The sequence below is a fragment of the Pseudobutyrivibrio sp. LB2011 genome (assembly GCF_000701765.1).
In the GTDB taxonomy this organism is placed as follows: Bacteria; Bacillota; Clostridia; order Lachnospirales; family Lachnospiraceae; genus Pseudobutyrivibrio; species Pseudobutyrivibrio ruminis.
Window position 1 is genome coordinate 53538 of record NZ_JNJS01000004.1, and the last position, 26036, is coordinate 79573.

Below are 26036 nucleotides of genomic sequence, written 5' to 3' on the forward strand. Positions count from 1 at the left end.
AATTTTAGGAGGTATATAAATGGACACTAGTAAATATGTAGACTACATGGTAAATCAAACTGTTGATATTCTGGGCATAGATAGCCCTACAGGGTTCACAGCCACTGCAGCCAAGCATTTGATGGCAGAATATGAAAAGCTTGGTTACAAGCCTCAGATGACAACTAAGGGAGGTATCCTTGTTGATTTGGGAGGCAAGGCAGAGGATGATGCGCTTCTTATCGAAGCTCACATGGATACACTTGGCGGAATGGTTTGTAAGATTAAGGATAACGGTAATCTTGAGCTTACTCCACTTGGTGGATTCAATCCAAACAATGGTGAGTCTGAAAACTGTCGCATCTACACCAGAGATGGCAAGGTTTACGAGGGAACATTCCAGCTTAATGACGCATCTGTTCACGTTAATGGAGATTACTCTACAAAGACTCGTGAGTTTAAGGGTATGGAAGTGGTTGTTGATGAGGAGGTTTCATCTGCAGATGATACAAAGGAACTTGGTATCATGATTGGTGATATCGTTGCTTTCGAGCCACGCACAAGAGTTACAGAGTCAGGCTACATCAAGAGTCGTTTCCTTGATGATAAGCTTTCTGTTGGAATTCTTCTTGGCCAGGCAAAATATTTGGCAGACAATAAAATCACACCAGAGAGAAAGGTATACCATCATATCACTGTTTATGAAGAGGTTGGACATGGCGCATGCGGTACTGTTCCAGATGGTGTTACAGAGATTCTTTCAGTAGATATGGGATGCATTGGCGAGGGACTTGATTGCAAGGAGACACAGGTAAGTATCTGTGCAAAGGATAGCGGTGGCCCTTACAATTATGATGTGGTTTCTGCGTTGATAAAGGCCGCTAGAGAGAATGATATCGATTTTGCCGTAGATGTTTACCCTCACTATGGTTCTGACGCTGATGCGGCTCTTAACGCGGGCTACGATGTAAAGCATGGACTTATCGGAGCTGGTGTTTATGCAAGCCACGGATACGAACGCTCTCACAAAAAGGGTGTTGAAAACACATTCAAGCTTCTTATCAACTATGTAAAATAAATAGAGCTGATTATATTAAAAAGACAAGGCTTATTGGGCCTTGTCTTTTGTTTTTACTTGAGAATTATTAGTTGTAATGTTTTAACACATCAAGTCCTAGTAATAAAGCTTTTTCGTGAGAGTCCTTTCCGAAATCTCTGGCATCGTAATCATGAACGTTTGCCAAGGAATCTCCGGTGAAGAGGAACTGACCGAACTTTGCGCCGCGCTTTTTGCTAACAGCAGCAAGGGCAGAACATTCCATTTCCACAACAGAACAGCCTTCATCTAATCTATGTTTAACCATATCTTTTGTCTCTCTGAAAAATGCATCTGTAGTCCAGGTAGTGCAGGTTACAAATGGAAGATTATGGTCATTAAAACAGCTTTCAATGGCTTCTACAGGCTCTGTATCAAGCTCTATAAATCGAGAAGCAGGAAGATAGTGATAAGAAGTGCCTTCGGCTCTGAGGGCTTTTGTAGGAACGATAAAAGCGTTTTCAGGTAAATCAGCCAGTACACCGCAGGAACCAACTGCGATTATCTTTTCACACCCGCATGCTATCAACGAATCCAAAAGTGAAGCAGCGGCAGGAGCACCGATTATTGGCTGCACCAGGCAGATATCTTCATCGCCATTCTGCAAAACATAAATATTTACAATATGGGAAAAGGTTTTGAATTCTTCCACTTTTCTGGCATTGTGCTCCAGGGCGTATTTTTCAACTACATCACCTAGGAATGCAAAAAGACATTTCTTTGGAAGGGCTTCATTATTCCATTCATATGCTGGAGCTATTACTTCAGCTGAGTGGTCGTCGTATTCAAGTATTGGTATGTGGTGTTTAATAATCATGATGTTCCTCCCTTGTATTTTTAATGGATAGTATAACAATGTTGTGGAGGAAAATACAGAGTTATTTTTAATTTTATAGAAAAAGACCTAGGTATGTACCTAGGTCTTTTTCATTTCCATATGCCGGCTGCGGGACTTGAACCCGCACGATGTTGCCATCAACAGATTTTGAGTCTGCCTCGTCTGCCAATTCCGACAAGCCGGCGTCCGCAGACTAGTATACTAAATTAGATTGATAATTGCAATGCGTTTTTTAGTTTTTCTAGCAACTTTCCGTACTGGTCGATGACGTCGTTGTGATGGCTTTTTATATAGTCAATTTTGTTTTCTTTCGCTGCGAATTCAAGGTTCTTTGCGGCACTGGATAGTTCCTCAGCACCGATAGTAAGAGCAGTGCCCTTTAGGGAGTGGGCTATGATTTGATAATTAGGCCAGTCCTCTTTTTGAAGGAGGCTGTTCAACGCTTCACGTTTGTCCTCGTTAACAAATGTGGTTACAATTTGGCGGTAGAAATCTTCATCGCCTGCAGCAAATTCCAGGCCAGCTTTTGCATCTATAAAGCTTAGTGATTTGATGAATTCACTTTCTTCTGGCTCCTGATTAGAATCAGCTTCTGGCTCCTCAGTAGCTTGAATCAAATCTTCTGGTAAATGCTTCAATACCATTTCATCTAAAGCATCAGGCTTAATAGGTTTTGAAAGATAATCCGTAAATCCGTTTTCAAGATATTTCTTATCAGCACCCATCATCGCGTTAGCTGTAAGCATAACAACAGGTGTTTCAAGGTTTGCACTGGCACCATTTGCACGAATGCGCTTAAGCACTTCGATACCGTCCATCTCTGGCATCATGTGATCCAGGAAGATGATATCGTATTTACGTTTATGTGCCAGAGCGAGAGCGTCATGGCCATTTAAAGCAGTATCAATTTGTATCTGTGTTTTCTTTAATAGACCAACAAATACATCCAGGTTCATTTGCACATCGTCTACTGCAAGTATTCGAGCTTTTGGCGCAATAAAGCTATTTGTATAGGTAAGCTTCTTGCGCATATCCAAATCAGTTAACTCACCGATTGGTTCAGGGTTGCTTATCTGCTGAGGTATTTCAACAGTGAATGTAGAGCCATGCTGGTAAGTACTTTCTACATTGATAACACCATGCAATAAGGAAACAAGGTTTTGGGTGATTGTTAAACCGAGGCCGGTACCTTGGATTGTTCTATTTCTAGAAAGTTCAAATCTTTGGAAGTTCTCAAAAATATGAGGTAAGTCTTCCTCTTTTATACCGATACCGTTGTCCTTGACCTGAATAACAAGTGCAAGGAAGTTATCATTTCTTTCTTTGTAAGTGGCACTAAAATGTATGCTTCCGCCCTCAGGAGTGTATTTCACAGCATTAGATAGAAGATTAGATAGAATCTGCTTGATTCGGATATCGTCGCCAATCAGCCCTGTTGGAAGATTTGGGTCACAGGTAAATGAAAGCATCTGATTCTTCTGGGAAGAAAGTCCTGTAAACATGTGATAACACTCTATTAAAAGATGCTGAATGTTGTATTCGCCGGCGACAACCTCAAGCTTGCCGGACTCAATCTTTGAGAAATCAAGTACGTCATTAATTAAGGATGTAAGATTCTTTGAGGCGACGTTGATGTTTTCTGCGTATTTTAAAATGGTTTCATCCTTGCATTCGCGGCGAATCAGCTCATCCATACCGGAAATAATATTAATAGGAGTACGGATTTCGTGAGAAATATTGCTGATGAATTCGGACTTTGCTTTATTAGCTGCCTGAGCTTCATCGATAAGTCGGTTTTCTTCAGTAAGATCAGTAGCAACAAGGATATAGCACATTGGCTGGTTGCTTCGATCGAATTTGCAAGAGAAATTGACGAGGATAACCTTGTTTGTCAACTTTGACGTCAATCGATAGTCAATTACATCGCCTTCGGAGGCTTTTTCAAACATCTTAAGTGGCTCGCCTGAATTTAACTCAAAAATCTCTTTTAAACGAATACGATGTGGCTCATGGTCGAGACCCAAAAGCTTGTCAGCATATTCATTGGATAAATTGAGGTGATAGTTGGTATCGAACACCAGCAGACCTGTTCCCAATGTAGAGAAGATGTCTTTACTGATACTGTTAACAGTGATGTTGAACATCATATAGTTGTTGGATGCAACAAAGAAAACAACAAAGGCGAAGAACATACCAACAGTGTAAAATACGTGAGTGAGATTAAAATCACTATCGTATATACGGAAATCTGGAATGCATGATGCAGCCAGAATCAAGTTAGAAACATATGCGAAAAATACGAGACGTTTCTCTCTTTTGAAACGCACACTGACTGCCCAAACGCAGGCGATTATGAACATAGAAATACCCATTATAGTTAAGAACGTATAATGGAAAAGATGGCGATATGGATCAAGACGCACATACGCAGTATAGTTTGCATAGCGTACGAAAGTATCAGACTCCTTGCTTCCAAAAATCACAATATCAAATAACGAAGCAAGACCTGATAATCCTATAATGAAATATTCTGCGAATCGGCTGAAATTTAAACAGCTGGTTACGAGTAGGATTTCTGCCATAAGATAAATATCGATTCCGATAAGCCCGAGCACTCTAAAATAGTATGCAAATCTAAGGTCTGGGCTGAGGGACATGATAGAGTATCCCATACAGCATAGACCATTTCCTAGAGCTAGCATGAACACCGAATATTTGAAAAATCCTTTAGTGTGTTTCTCCCTTTTTAAAAAACTTGCACCTAGGTGCAGCGATGTGGCTCCAGCCAGCAAAATTAATATGTTAATGTATGTAATATTGTTAATTAAAAGTTCCATAAATTCATTATATAAAATAATTTTCTGATTTTCATTATCAACTTGAGAAAATTGTGGTATCATTTCTTATACAAAGACATAGGGGGCAAATATGAGAGTTGCAGTAATAGATGACGAAAGTATATTTAGGATGCAATTGAAAATGATGGTAGAAAAACTTTCTGCAAGTAAGGAGATACCTCTCGAGGTTGAGGAATTCTCCAGCGGACCGGATTTTATCTCTGTTCTATCAGAAAGACGATTCGACATCGTATTCATGGACATCTTCATGCCGGACATGGACGGCATAGAAGCAGCAAAAAAATTAAGAGAGATGACGGAGAGGACTTTCCTTATATTCATGACAGCTTCGGAAGGTCATTACCCAGATGCATTTTCGTTACATGCATTTGACTACGTCACAAAACCATTTACAATAGAACGAATAGATCAGGTTCTGACGGAGATAATCGAGCACACACCTATGGATGCAGCCTTTATCAAACTATCAGCTGGACCGATAGATGAAAAGGTATATTTAAAGGATATTATCTCAGTAACAACAGATGGCCATTACCTGGAAATCAACAAAGATGATGGCACAACCAGCAGAGTCAGACTTACATCAGGCGAATTTTTGGATTTGGCTGGTGCAGACAAAAGATTCATCATGGTAAATCGCGGCATAATTATTAATATGGACTTTATTCATCACCTTGAGGGTGGCGATATTTACATGGATGATAAGAGCATATTCCCGATTTCAGCTCGTAAAGTATCGGAAATTTCTCAACAGATAAAGGATTATCAATTTAGTAATAGATAAAATATTTTAAGTTAGCCGTAATACTTTTGCCAGATTTTAATCAATCTTGCCAAGGGCGTTGCGTCTAACTTTTTTTATGTTACGCTATAAGCAGGAAATTTGGACTTTTTTAAATTGAAAGGGCACAGAAAGTTATGAGGAGAGGTTCAGCAAAGGCTTTAGCAGCTGGATTATCTACAATTACAATAGCTAGTAGTATCGTATTTCCGATACAGGCAGAGGCTTCGGAGATTTCTGAAGGCTCTGTTGTTGTGCCTTCAGATACTAAAGAGCAGCAGGTTGTTTCGCCAGAGGAAGCTGCAGTAGAAAGTAGCGCTAGCGCAACTGAATCGGTCGCAGAGACACTTGCCGACGCAGGCGTTTCTACAGAGGTTTCTGATGCGGTGAGCGCAGGAGTGGTAGAAGAAAGTGCCGCTTCCTCCTCACAGGCAATCACACAGGATATTACCGATGCAAACACTCAGGTTGCTGATGCAGCTACAGCGGTTTCAGGTGTGGCAGACGCAAAGGATTCCATGGATTCAAGCATTGCAGCAGCTGATGAAAGCCTTGCTTCAGCAAATGATACTGCTTCAGGCGCAGCACAGGTCACAGGCCAGGCTAGCGAAGTGGCAAATGCAGCAGCGGTTGCAGTGGCAGATGAGGGGACTGATCAGGAAACAGCCGCAGCTATCATCGCAGATGCTACCGCCACTGTTGAGGAAGCAGAAAAGCAATTTGTATCAGCCGAAGAAACTTACAACAACAAGCTTTCAGAATACGAAACAGCTAAAGCAGAATACGAAGCTGCAGCTGAAGAATATAACAATAAAAAATCACAGGCTACATCGGATTTATCAGATGCAGAGGCTTCACTTGCAGATGCCCAGGACAAGCTTGCTTCATTAGAAGCACAGCTTGAGGCAGCAGGTCAGGACCTTGCAGCAGCTGGCGCCGATGCACTTATTGCAGCAGACGCAGATAAATCAGATGTCACATCATACATCGCCACTGTGGTAGAGCACTACTACGCACCAAACACAGAGCTTGCTGATGGACAGTCTGTTTCAAACTTTACAGTCACATCTTACAAAGGAAATGTTATTGGTATTTCATATGATATTGTGGATGCCGATGGCAATGTTGTACGTAACGTAAGTGCTAATTACGGATATACGGTAGATTACAAATCAGGTGAGGTTCGCATATACGATAGAGATATGGTATATGAATACCAGGATATCAATGGCAACACAGTCTCTCTTACAAAGGAAGAGGCTGAGCAGTTGAAGGATGGCGTGATTGAGTATTCTTATTGGACTGCCACAGGATTTTATATTCCAAGCTATTCGGGTGTTGTTTACGAGAGCACATATGTCAAGCAAAAAGGTTATGTTTGGCGTTATTCGTATGAAAACTTGGTAAAACTTGTTGCAAAAGATGGAATGGTTGTTACATCAACAAAGCAACAATATTATCAAGAGGGCTACTTTAATTATTACCAAGGAACAAGCATTTCATCTAATGTTGCAAACTCAAAATACACATCAGAGGATGATCTTAAAAATGCAATAGTTGATGATGCTAAGAAGCAAAACAAAGCTACAGGCGTTGCTTTTGATAAAAGCAAGCTATTAAACATAAAAGAGCATAAAACAACTGCTGAGGTTTATAGTTACGAAGTAAATAATAATCAGGTATTTACAAGCGCATCCAAGGATTACACTTCCTATATAGCAGAGATTACTGAAAAATATAATGCTTACAAAGCTCTTTCAGAGGCTGTCAGTTCAGCAAAGGCGGATTTTGAGTCAGCTAAGCAAACAGTATCTAGTCTGAAGCAGCAGATTGCAGATTTAGATGCAGCAAGCGATATTAATACAGCTATGGAGCTTGCAAGACTTCAGGGCGAACTTGAAAAAGCTCAGGCCGAATACGACATAGCAAAATCAAATCTAGCAGATGCAAAGGATGCTTTAGCAAATGCACAGTCAACATACGACGCCAGATTCAATACAGTTTCTTCTATAGAAATAGCGCAAGCAGATTCCGAAGAGGTTATTCAGTACGCAGAGGAAATCGAAGAGGAAGAGCTAGAGGAAGAAGAGATTGAAGAAGAGGAAGAGGAATCAGAAGAAGAGATTCATATCATCACTTCCCCAAGCGGCAATGCCGGTGGATATGGCGGCGAGGCAGAGATTCCACAGGATCAGCCTGAAGAACCTGCACCAGAGGAGACAGTCACAATCGAAGAGGAACAGTCGCCTACAGGAATTACCCTGGCAGGCCTTATGGAAAGAGGTAAATGGTTCGTCGGACTTGCAGGTGTTTCAACTGCAGGAGTTGGCGTTGGAGTCCTTGAAGCAAAGCGCCGAGCAGCTATAAAGCTCATCGATAAATTGAATCAGTAATAGTTATCAACTAGTCAGCGAATGCTGGCTAGTTTTTTTGTTTTATATTTTGGATATTGTTGAAAAATAATAGTAATTATCAGTTTTTAAAACATTTTGCCAAAAAATGTCACATTTTGCCAACGTTATTGTACGTAACGATTTTCGATGTTATATTCTATAACAGATGTTCACGCAATGTTCACATAACAATCATGGAATGTTAACAATGCGTATTGTATGAGTTATGGAAAGGAATTTATACGTATGAAGAAGAATGTAGTAAAAGCAATGTCAGTTGGCTTATCAGCAATCACAATTGCAAGCTCATTGAGCGTACCGGTATTGGCGGATGAATTGGATACTAGTGCAAATGATGCACAGCAGACAACAGAAGATGCTGGAGAGGTAGCTCCTGTTGATGAACAGAAAGAATCAACTACTCCTGTAACAGATTATATTGAAGGAGTAGCAAAGGAAATTGCTCCAGCTACAGATACATCAGAAGATGCTGAAGAGGAAGAGTTTCAGTATGGCTCTGGTGCAATGGTCGAGGAAGATGAAGATGATTTATCAGAAATTGATAAGCATTTAAAGAATTCATCAGATGCTTTATATGAGTTGGCTGATGGAGTAGAAGCTGAAAAGGCTGAAGCGGAAGAAAATGAAGATGAAGCTAATGTTGAAGATGAATTAGCAGATGATAATAAAGATGAGACAGTAAATGAAAAAGAAGTTCTTGGTACAGTTGATGTAGAGAATGCAAACGAAGCTGCTAAGCAGGCAAAGCAAACAGCTGAAAACTCTGAAACAAAAGCATCAACATCTGCAAATAATGCTGACGCTGCAGCAACAAAGGCTTTAAATACTGCAACTCAGGAAGATATTGATGCAGCTAAGACAGCTCTTGATACAGCAAAGACTGATTTAAAGCAGGCTCAGGAAGATGCTAAGGCTGCTGAAGATGCAGTACAGGATGCTGTTGATAAGCTTGATGCAGTATTAACAGAAAATGGATTAAAGGTTGTAACTAAAACTGTTGATGAAGAAACAGGTGAAGAGACTGAAAGTGTTAAAAGTGTTTCAGAAGAAGATTTAGATAATCTTTTAGATGATCTTTTAAAAGTAGTTCTTGATGAGGAAGGAAATCCTGTAACAGATAAAGATTTCTTAAGTTTAAATGGCCCTGCAAAAGAAGCTATTTTAGAGGCATATAATGCATTACTTAAGGCGAGAGAAGAATCTGCAACAGCAGCAGGTGAGTTAGAAGTTGCGCAGGAAGCAGTAACTAAAATTGAAAACAGTGCTTTATATAAAATGGCTAAACAGCAGGAAGTATATGATAATGCAGAGACAACAGAGCAGGATAAAGATATTGCAAAAGCTGCACTTGCTCAGCTTGGATTTGAGAATTATCTTGAAACTCAGGTTCCTGGATATGTTCCTGGTTCTTATACAGGATTATCTTGGTATGCCCAGGATATTAACAAAAACGATTTTTACAGAGCTTTTTATAAGGTAAAAAATGAAAAAGGTGAAGAAGTTATAGTAGAAGCTTATGTAGAGTATTCTGTATCAGATACAGCTGATGGTAAAAATTTCTCAGAAGCAAGCTACAAATTAGTACATTCAGAGGTGCGTACAACTGACCCTACACCAGCTACACCTGATAAGTGGTACACGGCAGATGGTAAAGAGTTTGTAGCAGGCGATTCTATTGTGAAGGTCGGTGAGAATGAAGATGGCTTTTATGCGATTGACACTGCTGGAACAAAAGAAGAAGCTGGCGAAGAATTCAGCGATGAAAATGCAACAAAAGCAGGTACATATTACAAGCTTGTATCAAAGTGTGTAGGATACGAAGAGAAGACAGTAACGGAATCAGAAACATATGAGTATACTGTAACAAAAACAAAACATGGAAATAATGCACAACAAAAATTCAGTGAAGCGGTAGTAGGTGCAAAAAGTGTGCTTGAGCAACTCGCAGATTATGAGGTATCAAATGTAAGTGTACAAATTGTTGTATACGGTAAAGGCAAGGACGCTAATACAGTTCTTAAAACGATTACAGTAAATGATATTAATGGTACATATTCATGCAATGGCTGGGGATCAATAGGAAGATATGAGGTTGTGTACTCATATGATTATGAAACTGCTGACTATGACAAGCCTATTTACAAAGACTATGTATTAGAGACTGTTGTTGAAGAAAAAGAGAATACAGAACCTCAAAAAGAATACATTAATTGGACATATGATCCTGTTGGAACTGCAATCTGGCTTGGTCTTCATGGATGGGACGTTACCAAAATAGAGTTTGAATTGATAGAATCTAGATATGGATTTTACTGGAATTACTACTATGTTACAGAAACTCCAACAAAAACTTTAGAAGTTACTTCAAAGAATCTTTATGAAGCTGAGAAATACATAGAAAAGGTTCCTGGTACACCAGAAAAACCTGGCGATCCATACACAGTATTTGTTAGTGATGAAAATTCTGTACATAGTGTATCAACAAGTGATACAGCTAAAGCAAAGAGTGCTTACGAAGAAAAAACTAGCACACTTACAGAAAAGACAACAGCTTCAGAAAACGCAGCAGCTAAGGTTAAAGAAATCGAAGGAACAAAAGAAGCACAGGGTATCCTTGGAAAGGTTGTTAGTGCTGTTAAGGAAGTTCTTAAGCTTAAATCAGTATCTGGTATTGCAAACAGCCAGTTAACAACAATCGCAGGAATTGTAAACACAGCTGACGCTAATTACAATGCAGCAGTTGCAAAGAAAGCTGCTAATGACGCTGCCGCAGCTGCAGCAAGCGCTGCTACAACAACAGGCGGTGGTGCTACAACTACAACAGGTGGCGGAGCAGCTCCAGTTGTATATCCATCAGCTACAGTAGCTGCAGCAGCTGAAGAAGTTGATGAGACAGTTATCCCTGATGACGCAGTTCCAGCTGCTGGTCAGACTAGAACAACAAGAACTAGAAGAACAGCTGCTAACAATGCGGTAGCAGAGGAAGAAACAACTACAATCGATGAGGCTGAGACACCACTTGCAGGTGGCGATGCAGATGATGCAGTAGTTGAGGATACAGAAGATACAACAACAGTTGAAGAAGATTTAGTACCACTTGCAGGAGAAGCTCAGAAGGGATTCTTCGCAAGAACATGGTGGGGATGGTTACTCCTTATCATTGCAGTCCTTACAGGATCTACAGCATATGCTAAGAAGAAGGCAGATGCTAAGAAAGTTAAGTAATTGGGTTTTAACTGCGACAATTACTTAAATAAAATTCGAAGGGTGAGGTCAAAGAGGTTATGAAGGTTCTAATTCTGAAAGTGAGGATGATAAAGACGATGTTGGAGAATCACAAAACCAGAAAGCAGTTAAAGAAGCTCCAATTGAGTAAACAACAATAATTATCCTACGAAAAAAGAGAGAGTTGGCAGCGGTTGCCAGCTCTCTTTTTTCTAGTAAATTTTTGTATACAAAAAAGAACAGCAAAATGAAAGAATAAACAAAAAAGCTACGTAGTTTTGTGGTATAGTATTGATTGTGAAAAAATAAACGATATTTTTTATCAATTAATTTATGGATACAAAAGCAAGACAGTTATTAGATAAATTAAATACAGAACATTCACTTCAGACTGAAGAGTACCAGTATTTACTTGATCATCGCAATCAGGAGCTGATGGACCTTGCAGCAGAGTATGCTCGCTACTTCCAGAATCAGCACTATGGCAACAAAGTATTCATCAGAGGTCTGGTGGAGTTCACAAATTTCTGCAGAAACAATTGTTTATACTGCGGAATCAGAAGAGACAATCACAACTGTGAGAGATACCGTCTTTCGGCTGATACCATTGTAGAGTGCGCCGATGAAGGCTACGCACTTGGTTTCAGAACTATCGTCCTACAGGGCGGTGAGGATTTCTCATACAGCGATGAGGATATATGCGATATCATTCGCAGAATAAAGGCATCCCATGATGATTTGGTTGTTACACTTTCCATCGGGGAACGCTCAAAGGAAAGCTATCAAAAGTACTACGAGGCAGGTGCCAGACGCTACTTGCTCAGGCATGAAACTGCCAACCCAGAGCTTTATGCAAAGCTTCATCCGGCAGAGCTTTCATGGGACAATCGCATGGAATGCTTGAAGAATCTTAAAGAGATTGGTTATCAGGTTGGTGCAGGCTTCATGGTGGAATCACCTGGCCAGACCACTTATGACTTAGCTATGGATTTGAAATTCGTTGAAGAATTCAAGCCAGATATGTGTGGCATAGGTCCATTCATTAGCCATAAGGAAACACCATTTGCAAATAGCCCTAGTGGCACATTGGAGACAACACTGTTTTGTCTTTCATTACTAAGGATGATTTATCCACAGGTACTACTTCCAGCCACCACAGCCCTTGGCACAATTCATCCAAAGGGCAGGGAAATGGGAATAAAGGCTGGTGCTAATGTAGTCATGCCAAATCTTTCACCTACCGGTGTTAGAAAAAAATACGCTTTATACGATAATAAGATTTGCACAGGCGAGGAGGCTGCCGAGTGCTTAGGCTGCTTAGGCCAGCGCATGGAGAGTATTGGGTATAAAATTGTTACTGACCCTGGAAACAGAGCTGGTTTATAGATTTAAAACAGTCAAGTGAGGTATAAAAATGTACAATGTAAAATCTTTAAAAGCAGAAGAGTTTATCGACAATCAGGAAATCTTAGACACTATCGAGTATGCAGAAGCAAATAAGAATAACTTCGAATTAATCGAAGAATTACTAGAAAAGGCTCGTCCAGTAAAGACAGCAGAAGGCTGCACGTGCAAGGGACTTACTCATCGTGAGGCATCAGTTTTACTGGCATGCGAGGAGCCTAAATACATCGAAAAGATGTATGAGGTAGCACAGGAAATCAAGGATGCTTTCTATGGCAACCGTATAGTTCTCTTTGCACCACTTTATCTTTCAAACTACTGTGTAAACGGATGTGTTTACTGCCCATATCACGCAAAGAACAAGCACATCGGCCGTAAGAAGCTTACACAGGAAGAGGTTAAGGCTGAGGTTATCGCACTTCAGGATATGGGACACAAGAGACTTGCCATCGAAGCTGGTGAGGATCCCGTAAACAACCCTATCGAGTACATCCTCGAGTGCATCAACACAATCTACAGCATTCATCACAAAAATGGCGATATCCGTCGTGTTAATGTAAATATCGCTGCTACAACAGTTGAAAACTATCGCAAGCTCAAGGAAGCAGGAATCGGTACATACATCCTCTTCCAGGAGACATACAACAAAAAGAGCTATGAGGAGCTTCACCCAACAGGACCAAAGCACGATTACGCATACCATACAGAGGCTATGGACCGTGCTATGGAAGGTGGAATCGACGATGTAGGACTTGGAGTTCTCTTCGGACTTGAAAGCTACAAGTATGAGTTTGCAGGACTTCTTATGCATGCTGAGCACCTTGAGGCTGTTCACGGCGTAGGCCCTCACACAATCTCAGTTCCACGTGTAAAGCACGCTGATGACATCGATCCAGAGGCATTCGACAACTCAATCCCAGATGAGATGTTCACAAAGATTGCAGCTTGTATCAGAATCGCAGTTCCTTACACAGGTATGATTATTTCTACTCGTGAGTCTGAGGAAGTTCGTCGTAAGATGCTTCAGGTTGGTATATCACAGGTTTCAGGTGGAAGCCGTACATCAGTAGGTGGCTACACAGAAGAGGAGAGACCACACGATACAGAGCAGTTTGATGTTTCAGATCAGCGTACACTTGATGAGGTTGTTCGTTGGCTTATGGAGACTGGTCACATCCCTTCATTCTGTACAGCATGCTACCGTGCAGGACGTACTGGTGATAGATTTATGGCACTTTGCAAGAGCGGACAAATCCTCAATTGCTGCCATCCAAACGCACTTATGACTCTTACTGAGTACCTTGTTGACTACGCTTCAGAGGAGACAAGAGAAGTTGGTTACAAGATGATTGAAGACGAGCTCAAGAAGATTCCTAAGGAAAATGTTAGAAAGATAGCTCTTGAAAACATCGAAGCTATTAAGAACTCAGACAGACGTGATTTCCGTTTCTAAGTTCTCAGTTTTTTAATAAATTAGACAAAGTTATTTTGTATAATCACAATGTCTAAGTTTTTTGTAAAGGAAGAATAAAATGTCCTTGAATAATACACCTAGTGGCCAGCGTGTTCACATTGGCTTCTTTGGAATAAGAAATGCAGGAAAATCAAGCATTGTAAATAAGCTTACAAATCAGGCGGTATCACTTGTGTCTGCACACAAGGGTACCACTACTGATCCAGTTAGAAAGACTATGGAGCTTCTTCCATTGGGACCAGTTGTCATCATTGATACAGCTGGTTTCGATGATGAGGGAGAGCTAGGTGAGCTTAGAAAAGAAAGAACATACCGCATCCTTGATGAGATGGATATTGTTGTTTTGGTACTTGATGCCAGAGCAGACCACCTCACAGAAGAAGAGGTTGATTTCCTAAAGATGGTTAAGGAGCGAAAGCTTCCATACATCATCATTGAAAATCACGTGGATGAGGTGGCAGGTCATCCTTTTGAGGAACTGTCATCAGATGAAAAGCTTCTTTATGTGGATGCCACAACAGATGATATGGCGGATGTGAAGCAGGCACTTCTTCAGCTTGCACCAAAGATTACAGAGCCACCACTTGTTGCTGATTTAGTAACAGAAAAGAGCACAGTAGTGCTTGTTATTCCAATTGATGAATCAGCTCCAAAGGGACGTATCATATTGCCACAGCAAATGGTTCTTAGAGACTTGCTGGACCACAGATGCAAAGCCATCTGCTGTCAGCCAGAAGAGCTCACAGAGGTACTTAACGAAGATAAATCGGTATCACTTGTTATTACTGATTCGCAAGCATTTGAAACAGTATCAAAGATGGTGCCTGACAATATACTTTTGACATCATTTAGCATATTGATGGCAAGATACAGAGGAAGCCTTAACACCCAGCTAAATGGCGTCGCTGCACTTAAAAATCTGCAGGACAATGATAAGGTTTTGATTGCCGAAGCCTGCACACATCACAGACAGTGCAACGACATCGGCACAGTTAAATTACCTGGATGGATTAGAAAACACACAGGTAAGGATGTTGATTTTGAATTTTCTTCAGGAAATGAATTTCCAGAGGATTTATCAAAATATAAATTAGTAGTTCATTGCGGGGGCTGCATGATTAATGCTAGCGAGATGCAAAGTCGAACTAAGCATTGCGTGGAGCAGGGGGTTCCAATAGTAAACTATGGAATGGCCATTGCCCATTTCAATGGAATATTAGACAGAAGTCTAGAGGTTTTAAAGTAAACTGGCAAACAATGTAAAAGGAGAAAAATATGGTAACTTCAGATCAAAGTATTGTGCGTTTAAAGCACAACATCATGGAAGAAGTGTGTAAGCTTGCTTGGAAGGGTGAGCTCGATGCTTCTCACAAGGAACAGGTTTGTTACGAAATCATTCCTGGCCCAAGACCAACATATCGTTGTTGCGTTTACAAGGAGCGCGAAATCGTAAGACAGCGTGTTATCCTTTCATGCGCAGAGAATCTTCCTACTAACCCAGATTCTAAGAACGTAGTACAGGTTATTCAGCCTGCATGTGACGACTGTTCAATCGCTTCTTACTCAGTTACAGATAACTGTCGTTTCTGTCTTGGAAAGGCATGTCTCAACTCTTGTAAGTTTGGCGCTATCGCTCCAGGTGAGAACAGAATGCATATCGATCCTTCAAAGTGTAAGGAGTGTGGTATGTGTGCTAAGGAATGTCCTTATGGTGCAATCGTTCACCTTGAGAGACCATGTAAGAAGGCTTGCCCAGTTGGTGCTATTTCTTACGATGAGTACGGTCACTGCGTAATCGATGATGAGAAGTGTATCTCATGTGGTCACTGTATCCACAGCTGCCCATTCGGTGCTATCGGTTCTAAGACATATCTTGTACATATCATCAAGGCTATCCTTGAAGGCAAGAAGGTTTACGCTATGTGCGCACCTGCTACAGAAGGACAGTTCGGTGAGGATATCTCTATGGCAGCAGTTAAGGAAGCTTGCAAGAAGATCGGCTTCACAGACATGGTAGAGGTAGGTCTCGGTGGAGATATGACAGCTGCTTACGAGTCAGCTGAGTGGTTCGAGGCTAAGGAAGAAGGACGTAAGATGACAACATCTTGCTGCCCAGCTTTCATCAACATGCTTAGAAAGCACTTCCCAGAGCAGTTCGAGAACAACATGTCTTCAACAATTTCACCTATGTGTGCTATCTCACGTCTTCTTAAGGCTACACAGGGCGAGGATGTTGTTACAGTATTCGTTGGACCATGTATCGCAAAGAAATCTGAGGCTGCTGATGAGTCAGTTCCAGGTAATGCAGATTACGTTATCACATTTGGTGAGCTTCGTGCACTTATGCGTTCTAAGGGCGTTGAGTTCGAGCCAGTAGAGGAGAACTACCAGGAGTCATCTACATTTGGTAAGCACTTCGCTTCTTCAGGCGGTGTTGCAAAGGCTGTTATTGAGTGCATGCAGGAGCGTGGACAGAACACAGATGATATCAAGCTTATGCAGTGCGCAGGTGGTGCTGAATGTAAGAAGGCACTTATGCTTCTTAAGAGCGGCAAGCTTGATGTAGACTTCATCGAAGGTATGATTTGTGAGGGAGGTTGCGTAGGCGGACCTTCTAAGCACAAGGCTGAGAGAGAAATCCTCAAGGCTAGAAATGGTCTTATCGGCAAGGCTGATGGACGTAAGATTCTTGAAAATCTCGAGAATTACCCAATGGACAAGTTCTCAATGTACAGAGACGGACATATGGAATAAGCAAATTAAAAGAGTCTGCTTCATTGTGAAGCAGGCTCTTTTTTTTGTGAAAAAATAACCATAAAAAGATAAAAAAATCAACGCTATGTTAGTAAATTTGTGGTATAGTATAGCTAATGTGTTAAAAATATATCAGAAGATATAATGTAATACTAGGGAGGGTAATTTCATATGGAAATGCTAGTAACAGCGTTGATCTGTCTGCCATTTCTGTGGGCGATTTTTCCTGCATTGATTCATCATTCAAAATGCAGGGCTTTTTTCGTCTATCTAGGATGCGCAATTGTAATGATTCTATCCATCATTACAGCGGTTCAGTGGTTTATGGCTGGGGGCCAGACACTGAATTTCTCATTACCATACCAGGAAACATTCGGTCATGTTTTCCTTGTAGGCGATATTCTTTTAATGTTTTTCATCATTTATCTTTGTGCAAAGTATAAGAAAACAATTATATCTTTGCTAACCATTGTATCCACAGTGGTACCAACCGTTTTGGAACTGGCAGGGCCAAAGATTCCAAACAATTACACAATGAGATTTGACTATCTCACAATGATTATGGTTTTGATTATTGGAATCGTTGGTACACTGATTGGTGTATATGCAGTGGGATATATGCATGGCTATCACATTCATCATCACAAAGAGCTAAAGGATAGAAGAAGCTTTTTCTTGGCCATGATATTTGTATTTTTTGGTGCTATGTTTGGTTTGGTATTTTCGGCAAATCTATGTAGTCTGTATTTCTTCTGGGAAATCACATCTGTAACATCATTCCTGTTGATTGGATACACAAGAACTGATGAGGCTATAAACAATTCATTTAAGGCTTTATGGATGAACTTGCTTGGTGGATGTGGATTGGCAGTGGCAATCTCAGTTGGATATTTATGGTATGGAACTGTAAATCTGTTTGACTATATTGATTTAGTTCAGGCAGATCCTACCAACATCAGAAACATGCTTCCTATCGCATGTCTGGCTTTTGCGGCACTTACAAAATCGGCACAGTTCCCATTCTCTGGATGGCTACTTGGTGCCATGGTTGCGCCTACACCATCATCTGCACTTCTTCATAGTGCAACAATGGTAAAAGCTGGTGTATATCTGTTAATCAGAATCTCTGTTGCAATGGCAGATAACTATGTTGGAAATATGGTAGCCCTTATTGGCGGCTTCACATTCCTTGCTGCATCTTGCCTTGCTATATCAGTTTCTGATGGCAAGAAGGTGCTTGCTTATTCTACAATTTCAAACCTGGGCCTTATAGTTGCATGTACTGGCTGTGGCTATGAGGAGACAATTTGGGCAGCGGTATTCCTTGTAATTTTCCACGCTGTTTCAAAGTCAATGCTTTTCCAGTGCGTTGGTGCTATCGAAAACACAACTGGCAGCCGTGACGTGGAGGATATGCAGGGATTGATTGCTATTTTCCCTAAGCTTGCAGTAATCCTTATGATTGGTATCGCAGGCATGTTCCTTGCACCATTTGGTATGCTTATTTCTAAGTGGGCTGCACTTAAGGCATTCATCGATACAACATCAGTTTATGTATCAACACTTATGGTACTTTTCATTTGCTTTGGCTCAGCTACAACAATGTTCTACTGGACAAAGTGGATGTCGAAGATACTTGGGGCTTCACCACGTGAGAAGTCACGAGACCTTACAAAGAAGAACGAGTACATTTCAATGTTTTTCCATGCATTTATGATGGTTGCACTTATTCTTGGATTCCCATGGCTTTCAAAGCATGTGTTAAAGCCACTTTCAAATGATATGTTTGGCACTGCAACACAGGTTATCTCATATCAAAATATGATAATCATGATTGTGCTGTTGGTAGGCATCTTTGTAGTTCCATTTGTAAACTTTGTGTTGACAAAGGGACAGAAGGCAAAGCAGGTTATCACATACATGGGTGGTGCCAATGCTGGTGACAACTTCAACTTCGTATCAGCCACAGGTGATCCAAAGGAGATGCACATTGCAAACTTCTACATGGAAGACATTATGGGTGAGAAGAAGCTGTTCACTCCTGCGATAATGATTTCTGCATTTATCATTATTGTTTATATGATTATCGTGATAGGAGGTGCGTTCTAATGACTACGACTCGAATTATTATTGCGGTACTTTATGTACTTTTAGCACCTTTTGTTATCGGACTTTTGGATGGTTTCGATAGAAAGATTTCTGCACGTATGCAAGGAAGACGTGGTCCATCAGTGCTACAGCCTTTCTTCGATATCAAAAAGCTTTTCGAAAAAGAATTTTTAACAGCAAACAAGCAGCAGCTTTTTATGATTTACTCATACGTATTTTTTATCGTACTTTCAGGAGTAATCTTTTTCGCTGGCTTTGATTTATTGCTTGTTGTATTTTCACTTTCAACAGCAGCAATGTTTTTGATTTTGGCATCTACATCAACTCACTCACCATTCTCTTCTCAGGGAACTCACAGAGAGCTGGTGCAAATCATGTCATGCGAACCAATGGAACTGTTGGTGGCAGTTGGATTTTATCTGGCTACAAAAACATTTAATGTAAATGAAATAGTGATGAATTCAACATATTCCAACATCATTTACTTGCCAGGATTTTTTGTAGGCTTTGTATTTATCCTTACAATCAAATTCAGAAAGTCGCCATTCGATATTTCTACATCTCATCATGCCCACCAAGAGGTTATCAAGGGCGTAACTTCCGAGATGGTAGGTAAGGAGTACGGAATGGTTACACTTGCTGAGTGGTATGAAAATGCAATCCTTCTTGGCATAGTTGGATTATTCTTCCTTAACAGCAACCCACTTTCAGTGATTGGCGCTATCGTTGCAATTCTTGTTGTGTGGTTCCTTGAGATTCTCATCGACAACACATCAGCAAGAGTAAAATGGCAGCTTATGCTTAAGCTTGCCTGGGGCGTAACAATCGTAGCAGCTGGTATGAATCTCTTCTTGCTAGAGATCATCATGGGTTAATGTTTGGAGTTAGGAGGATAAGAAATGAGTACAATACATAAATCACCATGGCTCCTTCACTATGATGGAAGTAGCTGTAATGGATGTGATATAGAGGTTTTAGCTTGTACTACACCTGTTTACGATGTAGAAAGATTTGGCGTTATCAACACAGGTAACCCAATGCATGCTGATATTTTCCTCATTACTGGTGGTATCAATTCTCAGAATGAAGCTGTTGTAAAGCAGATATACGAGCAGATGCCACAGCCAAAGGTTGTAATTGCTGTAGGCACATGTGCTTGCACAGGCGGGATTTTTAAAGAGTGCTACAACATCAAAGGTGGCGCCGACACAGTTATTCCTGTAGACATCTACGTCCCAGGATGTGCTGCTCGACCAGAGTCAATCATCGACGGTGTTGTAAAGGGCATTGGCCTGTTTAAAGAAAAGGCAGAGGCTCTTAAGGCACAGCAGAAGGCTAATTAGTAGGAGGAAATCATGCAAGAACTAAAAAAGGATTTATATTTAATCGACAAGGCTGAGCTCCTCCAGGTAATCATGGAAAAGAAGAATGCTCTTTGGAGACTTTGCCAGATTTGCTGCTCATTCCCAAAAGCAGAAAATCATTATGAAGTAACATATTCATTTGCAAACGGATACGATTTTGCAAACTATAGACTCATCGCTGAGCGTGATGAGGAGGTTCCATCAATCTCTCGTGTATACAAATCAGCTATTTATTATGAGAATGAAATGCACGAGCTTTGGGGACTCAATGTTGAAAATATCAAGGTGGATTTCCACGACAAGCTTTATCGCATCGATGTAGAGACACCATTTATTGAAAAGGAGGATAAGTAGTATGGGAAACAGAAGTATAGTACCTTACGGCCCACAGCATCCTGTCCTTCCTGAGCCAATCCATCTTGATTTAGTTTTGGAAGACGAGAAGGTTTTGGCAGCAATTCCTTCAATTGGATTTATCCACAGAGGACTTGAAAGCCTTACAAGCAAGAAGGATTTCAATGAGATGGTATATGTGGCAGAGCGAATCTGCGGTATCTGCTCATTCATGCATGGCATGGGCTACTGCATGGCACTTGAGGATATCATGAACGTAGAGGTTCCTCGTCGTGCAGATTACTTACGTACAATCTGGGCAGAGATGAGCCGCCTTCACAGCCACTTGCTTTGGCTGGGACTTCTTGCTGATGGCTTTGGATTTGAGTCATTGTTCATGCACTCATGGAGACTTCGTGAGAAGATTCTTGATATGTTTGAGGCATCAACAGGCGGACGTGTTATTTTCTCAGTTAATACAATCGGCGGCGTGCTGAAGGATATGCCAAATGATATGTTAAAGGACTTCGTTCATCAGCTGGATGAAATGGAAAAGGAAATCCGCGAGACAACAAGCATCTTCCTTGATGACTACACAGTAAAGAGCCGTCTTGTAGATGTGGGTATTATCACAGGCGAGGACGCTATTCGTCGTGGCGCCGTTGGCCCTATGATGAGAGCTTCCGGCATAAATGTTGATATGAGAAAGAACGGATATGCAGCTTACAACGATATTGATTTCGAGGTAATTACATCAAATAAATGTGATTCATATGCTCGCTGCGAAGTGCGTATTGGAGAGCTCTTCCAGTCAATCGATATCATCAGACAGTGCGTTGCCAAGATTCCAGATACAGAGATCAATACAAAGGTTACAGGCATGCCAAATGGTGAGTCATTCATCAGGGTTGAGCAGCCACGTGGAGAGGCGTTCTACCATGTACGCGCCAACGGAACAAAGTTCCTTGACCGCTTCAGAGTCCGCACTCCTACCTTCGCCAACATCCCAGCTCTTACTCAAACACTTCAGGGCTGCCAGTATGGCGATGTACCGTTGCTGGTTTTAACAATTGATCCATGTATTAGCTGTACAGAACGTTAATTAGATGAGTGAAAATAGCTGATTCTTGATATTCTAATTTGTCTGTAGCAAACAAGCTCTTATATTTCTCAAGCGAAACATGAGTTGAGCGGAGAAATCATAAGGCTTGTGGGCGTAACAGACTGGAGTATTCGGGGGAATCAGCGAGAGTTCAATTGGAGGAGGATTATGGGACAGATTTTGCCTTTTACTAAACAAGTGTTAAAGAACCTCTTTTCTGAGCCTGCTACTACTCAGTATCCTTTTGTACAAAGAGAGTATCCAGAGCGCACAAGAGGTCATGTAGACATTAATAAAGATCAGTGTATTCTTTGCGGTATGTGCATGCGTAGCTGCCCACCAGGGGCAATCAAAGTTGATAGAGCAGGAAAGACTTGGACTATCAATCGCTTTGATTGTATTCAGTGTGGCTACTGCACAGAGAAGTGCCCAAAGAAATGTTTATCTATTACACCAGGCTACCAGGAGCCAGGCCCAGAAAAGTATACATATTCTGTAGAGGTACCTTACGAGCCACCAAAGCCTGCTGCTAAGCCAGCTGCGGCTGCAGCTCCTGCTGGCGGGGGAAAGCCAGAGGCATAGTGCCTTGTTTTGTTATCTGTTATCAAACACGATTATTTAAACGCTCCTGGCTGAGGCTAGGGGCGTTTGCTGGTTAAGAATAATAACGATTAAAATAACGTAGGATATTTATATGATTATAAAATTCATAGTCAAGGGCTTGGTCCAGGGGATAGGTTATCGTCCTTTTGTGGCTAAGCTGGCAGATGAATTGAATATAGATGGATGGGTGCGAAATACCGGAGGAATTGTGACGGTGTGCGCATCAGGAGACGAGGAAAAACTGGGAGAATTGCAAAGTCGATTGGCAGTGGAAGTGCCAACTGGCGGATTTGTAACATCTGTAGAGGTGGAAGAGATTGATGCTGCCGAAACATCGGAACTGGAAGGCAAAGGCTTCACTATAATTGAATCAGACCAGGATATCCAGGCGAATCTACCCCTCATCCCGGCGGACATTGCAACCTGTGAGAACTGCAAGAAGGAGCTGCTGGACCCCACTAACAGAAGATACTTGCATCCTTTTATTAGCTGTACTGTTTGTGGCCCTAGGTACTCTATACTGGAGCGGTTACCCTATGATAGAGATACAATCACCATTGGGGACTTTGAAATGTGCCCAGAGTGCCAGAAGGAGTACACAGGCAAGCTAGATATTAGGCGCCATGCTCAGACTATAGCTTGCAAAAAATGTGGGCCAAAACTTTCATTTACAGCCATTTCGGGCCAAAATAATGTGGATAACTTGGAAAATGCAGGATATCCTGCAAAAAATACAGTTCACAGAAAGTTCACAAGTGAATTTTTAGATAATTCTAACGAGGATTTTGCGCCTCTAAAAGATGCAATTGTCCATATACTAAATGGCGGAATTCTAGCTGTAAAAGATATCGGTGGATATCATTTGGTGTGCGACCCATTTAACGAGAAAGCAGTGGCAAATCTAAGGCTACTAAAACATCGCGAAGCAAAGGCTTTTGCGGTGATGTTTTATGATTTAGAGCAGGCAAAAGATTACTGCATTATCAATGAAAACGAAGCCAAGCTCCTAGAAAGCCCTGCGAGGCCAATTGTCCTTGTAAAACGTAAATACGAATTGGCTCAGAAGCTTGCAGACAATGTATGTCTTACAAGCCCAGATATAGGCGCTATGCTTCCATGCAACCCAGTGCAGATACTTCTTACAAAAGCCCTGGGGCCGCTTATCATGACAAGTGGAAATGCCAGTGGAGATGTGCTTGAAACAGATGATGATAGGATGGAACAGTGGCTGCGTCAGCGAGCTCAATCAGATGAAATGAGCGTAGTACCAATAGCAATTCTATCTCACAATAGACGAATCCTACGACCAATGGATGACTCAGTAATGAAGGTAGTGGCAGGCCAGCAGCAATTCATCAGACGAGGACGAGGCCATGTGCCAGCGCCAATTCCTGTGGATATCCCGGGAGAGATTTTCGCTGCCGGTGGAGATCTAAAGTCTAGCTTTTGTTATGTGAAAAATGGACTGGCATATGTAAGCCAATATCTGGGGGATATGGAATCAGTCAGTTGCCAGGAGTTCTATAAAAACGAAAAGAGAGCCATGGAAACAATATTTGGCTTTGCTCCAAAGAAAAATGTGGTGGATAAGCATCCTGGATATTTCAGTAGAAACAATTCTGCATTTGATATAGAAATCCAGCATCACAAAGCCCATGTGGCTTCAGTGATTGCAGAGCACGCTCTAAATGGAACAGTCCTAGGTTTTGCCTTTGATGGTACCGGCTATGGTGACGACAAAACCATATGGGGCGGTGAGACCTTCTTATGGAAAGATAATCAGATGGAGCGTGTGGCTCATCTGAAACCGGTAAAGCTTATAGGTGGAGATGAAGGTGCAAAGAACTGCGATACCATTCTCACAGCAATGCTTCATGGAAATGGCCTTCAGCCAACAGAAATAAACATGAACACCCAGTTGATTATGGCTGCGTTAGATAAAAATATAAACACTGTCACATCTTCATCGATGGGGCGATTATTTGATGCTGTGTCGGCACTGCTTGATATATGTCACTACAATTCCTATGAGGGACAGGCGCCAATCGAGCTGGAAAACATTGCAGCCACAACAAATAAGGCATACAAACTTCATATAGAAACAGACGGTTGTACAAAAACGCTGTTTCGTGATATCGTATATGCGATATCAAATGGGGTTGATAAAGCTGAAATTGCCAGAGGATTTATAGAGGCGGTTTCAGATTATATAGTTGATATTTCAAAGGAATATGAGAATAATCTGGATAAGAATAAGCAAGTAGTATTATCTGGAGGAACATTCCTAAATCGAATTCTTATGGAAAGCACTGTCGGTAAGCTAGAAGCTCTAGGCTTCAAAGTGTACACGGCTAATCAGCTGCCACCTGGAGATGGTGGAATCTGTTTAGGGCAGGCTTTTTTATCACAATTCGAAAAGGTTTAAAAGGGGTAGAACAATGTGTGTAGCAATACCAGGTTTAGTAAAAAGATTAAAGGATGGCAAGGTCACAGTAGACTTTAATGGAAACGAAGTTGAAGCATATGCAGGCCTTGTAAATGTTAAAGAGGGAGATTACGCCCTAGTTCATGCAGGGTGCGTTATCCAGACTTTAAAAAAGGATGAAGCAGAGGAAATCATTGAGCTGATGGGAGGCCTAGAAGGCTAATGGAATTCTCTGAGATTGTAGATTTTTTAAGAAACTATGATGGCAAGCCAATCAGGCTGATGGAGGTGTGCGGAAGCCATACACATGCCATAGCAACTCATGGCATCAGGGATATTCTTTCTGACAAGATTCAGCTTTTGTCGGGCCCAGGATGTCCTGTTTGTGTCACACCCACAGCCTATATCGACAAGCTAATAGATATATGCTTAGAACCCAATACTACAGTCGCTACATTTGGCGACTTGCTTCGTGTACCTGGCTCCAAAGAAAGCTTAAACGAAGCAAAGGGCCGGGGAGGCTCGGTGGAGATGGTTTATTCCCCAATGGATGTTCTTGCACTGGCAAAGGACCATCCGGACAGACAATACGTTTTTGCAGCAGTAGGTTTTGAAACAACTGCTCCTGTCTATACATTGCTTTTAGATAATGCAATTGCTCAGGGGCTATCTAATATAAAGATTCTTACTGCTTTAAAAACAATGCCAGGAGCTATTTCATATCTTTGTGACAATGGGGCAAGGATAGACGGATTCATTGCTCCAGGCCATGTCAGTGCCGTTACAGGAGCTGACTATTTCAATGATTTGGCAGATAAATATAGCATACCTTTTGCAGTATCAGGTTTTGGTGCCAAGGAGCTAGTTATAGGCATATATGGCTTGGTTCAAATGGTTATAAACAATCAGCCGCAGGTCAAAAACTATTACACATCAGTGGTTGAACAGGGCCAGAACGATATAATCGTTTCTCAGCTCAATAAGTATTTTAGGCCTGCAGATGTGGTATGGCGAGGAATGGGAATCATCCCAGGCTCCGGTCTTTTGCTGAGAGATGAATATGCAAGCTTTGATGCAGGAAGCAATGGCCTTGATGAAGATAACAAGCGAAACAAGGCATGCCGATGCGGTGATATCCTGATGGGCAAGGCTACACCAAAGGATTGTCCATTATTTGGAAAGGTGTGTACACCTATGTCGCCGGAGGGGGCATGTATGGTGTCTGAAGAAGGCTCATGCTTTAATGCTTACTTGGTTCGAAGATAGAGGATGGATAA

General features: G+C 41.4%; 19 protein-coding genes and 1 tRNA gene. 17 read left to right on the forward strand and 3 right to left on the reverse strand.

The features are described from left to right. Positions 1 to 19: 19 nt before the first annotated feature. Entirely contained in the window at positions 20 to 1057 is a 1038-nt protein-coding gene (locus T375_RS07700; RefSeq protein WP_044936965.1) for a M42 family metallopeptidase, read from the forward strand. A gap of 67 nt (positions 1058 to 1124) precedes the next feature. On the opposite strand, the gene T375_RS07705 is transcribed toward T375_RS07700, so the two are convergent. The 3 genes from T375_RS07705 to T375_RS13220 all read right to left on the reverse strand — a co-directional run bounded on the left by T375_RS07705 (position 1125) and on the right by T375_RS13220 (position 4585). Next, complete coding sequence (locus T375_RS07705) at positions 1125 to 1892, reverse strand: nucleoside phosphorylase (protein WP_044936968.1); 768 nt, start codon at positions 1890 to 1892, stop codon at positions 1125 to 1127. A gap of 121 nt (positions 1893 to 2013) precedes the next feature. Further along, positions 2014 to 2097 (reverse strand) — tRNA-Leu (locus T375_RS07710). Positions 2098 to 2119: 22 nt separating this feature from the next. After that, positions 2120 to 4585 carry a hybrid sensor histidine kinase/response regulator gene (locus tag T375_RS13220; protein ID WP_049960349.1) on the reverse strand — a complete coding sequence of 822 codons (2466 nt, stop codon included), beginning with the start codon at positions 4583 to 4585 and terminating at the stop codon, positions 2120 to 2122. A gap of 256 nt (positions 4586 to 4841) precedes the next feature. Here T375_RS13220 and T375_RS07720 point away from each other — a divergent pair, with 256 nt between their 5' ends. The 16 genes from T375_RS07720 (at position 4842) to hypD (ending at position 26025) form a co-directional block, all read left to right on the forward strand. Then, entirely contained in the window at positions 4842 to 5555 is a 714-nt protein-coding gene (locus tag T375_RS07720) for a LytR/AlgR family response regulator transcription factor (RefSeq protein WP_033153299.1), read from the forward strand. A 134-nt stretch (positions 5556 to 5689) separates the two neighbouring features. Further along, entirely contained in the window at positions 5690 to 7945 is a 2256-nt protein-coding gene (locus T375_RS13715) for a hypothetical protein (protein ID WP_044936971.1), read from the forward strand. 246 nt (positions 7946 to 8191) lie between these two features. After that, on the forward strand, positions 8192 to 11191 hold the full coding sequence (locus tag T375_RS07730; protein WP_044936974.1) for a hypothetical protein: 3000 nt from the start codon (positions 8192 to 8194) through the stop codon (positions 11189 to 11191). A gap of 333 nt (positions 11192 to 11524) precedes the next feature. Then, positions 11525 to 12577 carry a [FeFe] hydrogenase H-cluster radical SAM maturase HydE gene (gene hydE, locus T375_RS07735; protein WP_044936977.1) on the forward strand — a complete coding sequence of 351 codons (1053 nt, stop codon included), beginning with the start codon at positions 11525 to 11527 and terminating at the stop codon, positions 12575 to 12577. Between the two features lie 28 nt (positions 12578 to 12605). Then, the gene (gene hydG / locus T375_RS07740; RefSeq protein WP_044936979.1) at positions 12606 to 14048 is read left to right on the forward strand and encodes a [FeFe] hydrogenase H-cluster radical SAM maturase HydG; all 1443 of its coding nucleotides are present in this window, start codon (positions 12606 to 12608) and stop codon (positions 14046 to 14048) included. Between the two features lie 79 nt (positions 14049 to 14127). Next, positions 14128 to 15315 carry a [FeFe] hydrogenase H-cluster maturation GTPase HydF gene (hydF, locus tag T375_RS07745; protein WP_044936982.1) on the forward strand — a complete coding sequence of 396 codons (1188 nt, stop codon included), beginning with the start codon at positions 14128 to 14130 and terminating at the stop codon, positions 15313 to 15315. A gap of 29 nt (positions 15316 to 15344) precedes the next feature. Further along, entirely contained in the window at positions 15345 to 16823 is a 1479-nt protein-coding gene (locus T375_RS07750) for a 4Fe-4S dicluster domain-containing protein (RefSeq protein WP_044936984.1), read from the forward strand. A 171-nt stretch (positions 16824 to 16994) separates the two neighbouring features. Then, positions 16995 to 18932: an NADH-quinone oxidoreductase subunit 5 family protein gene (locus T375_RS07755; protein ID WP_044936986.1), complete on the forward strand. Its 1938-nt coding sequence runs from the start codon at positions 16995 to 16997 to the stop codon at positions 18930 to 18932. After that, the gene (locus T375_RS07760; RefSeq protein WP_044936987.1) at positions 18932 to 19807 is read left to right on the forward strand and encodes an NADH-quinone oxidoreductase subunit H; all 876 of its coding nucleotides are present in this window, start codon (positions 18932 to 18934) and stop codon (positions 19805 to 19807) included. The genes T375_RS07755 and T375_RS07760 overlap by 1 nt, the downstream gene beginning before the upstream one ends. Positions 19808 to 19831: 24 nt before the next feature. After that, positions 19832 to 20275 (forward strand): NADH-quinone oxidoreductase subunit B family protein, encoded by a 444-nt coding sequence (locus tag T375_RS07765; RefSeq protein ID WP_044936990.1) that lies wholly within the window; start codon positions 19832 to 19834, stop codon positions 20273 to 20275. Positions 20276 to 20287: 12 nt separating this feature from the next. Continuing rightward, positions 20288 to 20650: an NADH-quinone oxidoreductase subunit C gene (locus T375_RS07770; protein ID WP_049960350.1), complete on the forward strand. Its 363-nt coding sequence runs from the start codon at positions 20288 to 20290 to the stop codon at positions 20648 to 20650. Position 20651: 1 nt separating this feature from the next. Continuing rightward, positions 20652 to 21731, forward strand: coding sequence for a hydrogenase large subunit (locus tag T375_RS07775; protein ID WP_044936992.1), 1080 nt, complete (start codon positions 20652 to 20654; stop codon positions 21729 to 21731). Positions 21732 to 21899: 168 nt separating this feature from the next. Beyond that, the gene (locus tag T375_RS07780; RefSeq protein WP_044936994.1) at positions 21900 to 22313 is read left to right on the forward strand and encodes a 4Fe-4S dicluster domain-containing protein; all 414 of its coding nucleotides are present in this window, start codon (positions 21900 to 21902) and stop codon (positions 22311 to 22313) included. Positions 22314 to 22425: 112 nt separating this feature from the next. Then, complete coding sequence (locus T375_RS07785) at positions 22426 to 24759, forward strand: carbamoyltransferase HypF (RefSeq protein WP_044936995.1); 2334 nt, start codon at positions 22426 to 22428, stop codon at positions 24757 to 24759. 13 nt (positions 24760 to 24772) lie between these two features. Next, a complete protein-coding gene (locus T375_RS07790) occupies positions 24773 to 24982 on the forward strand; it encodes a HypC/HybG/HupF family hydrogenase formation chaperone (RefSeq protein WP_033153322.1) in 210 nt (69 codons plus the stop codon). Beyond that, positions 24982 to 26025 carry a hydrogenase formation protein HypD gene (gene hypD, locus T375_RS07795; protein WP_044937000.1) on the forward strand — a complete coding sequence of 348 codons (1044 nt, stop codon included), beginning with the start codon at positions 24982 to 24984 and terminating at the stop codon, positions 26023 to 26025. Before T375_RS07790 ends, hypD begins: the two co-directional genes overlap by 1 nt. Positions 26026 to 26036 lie beyond the last annotated feature (11 nt).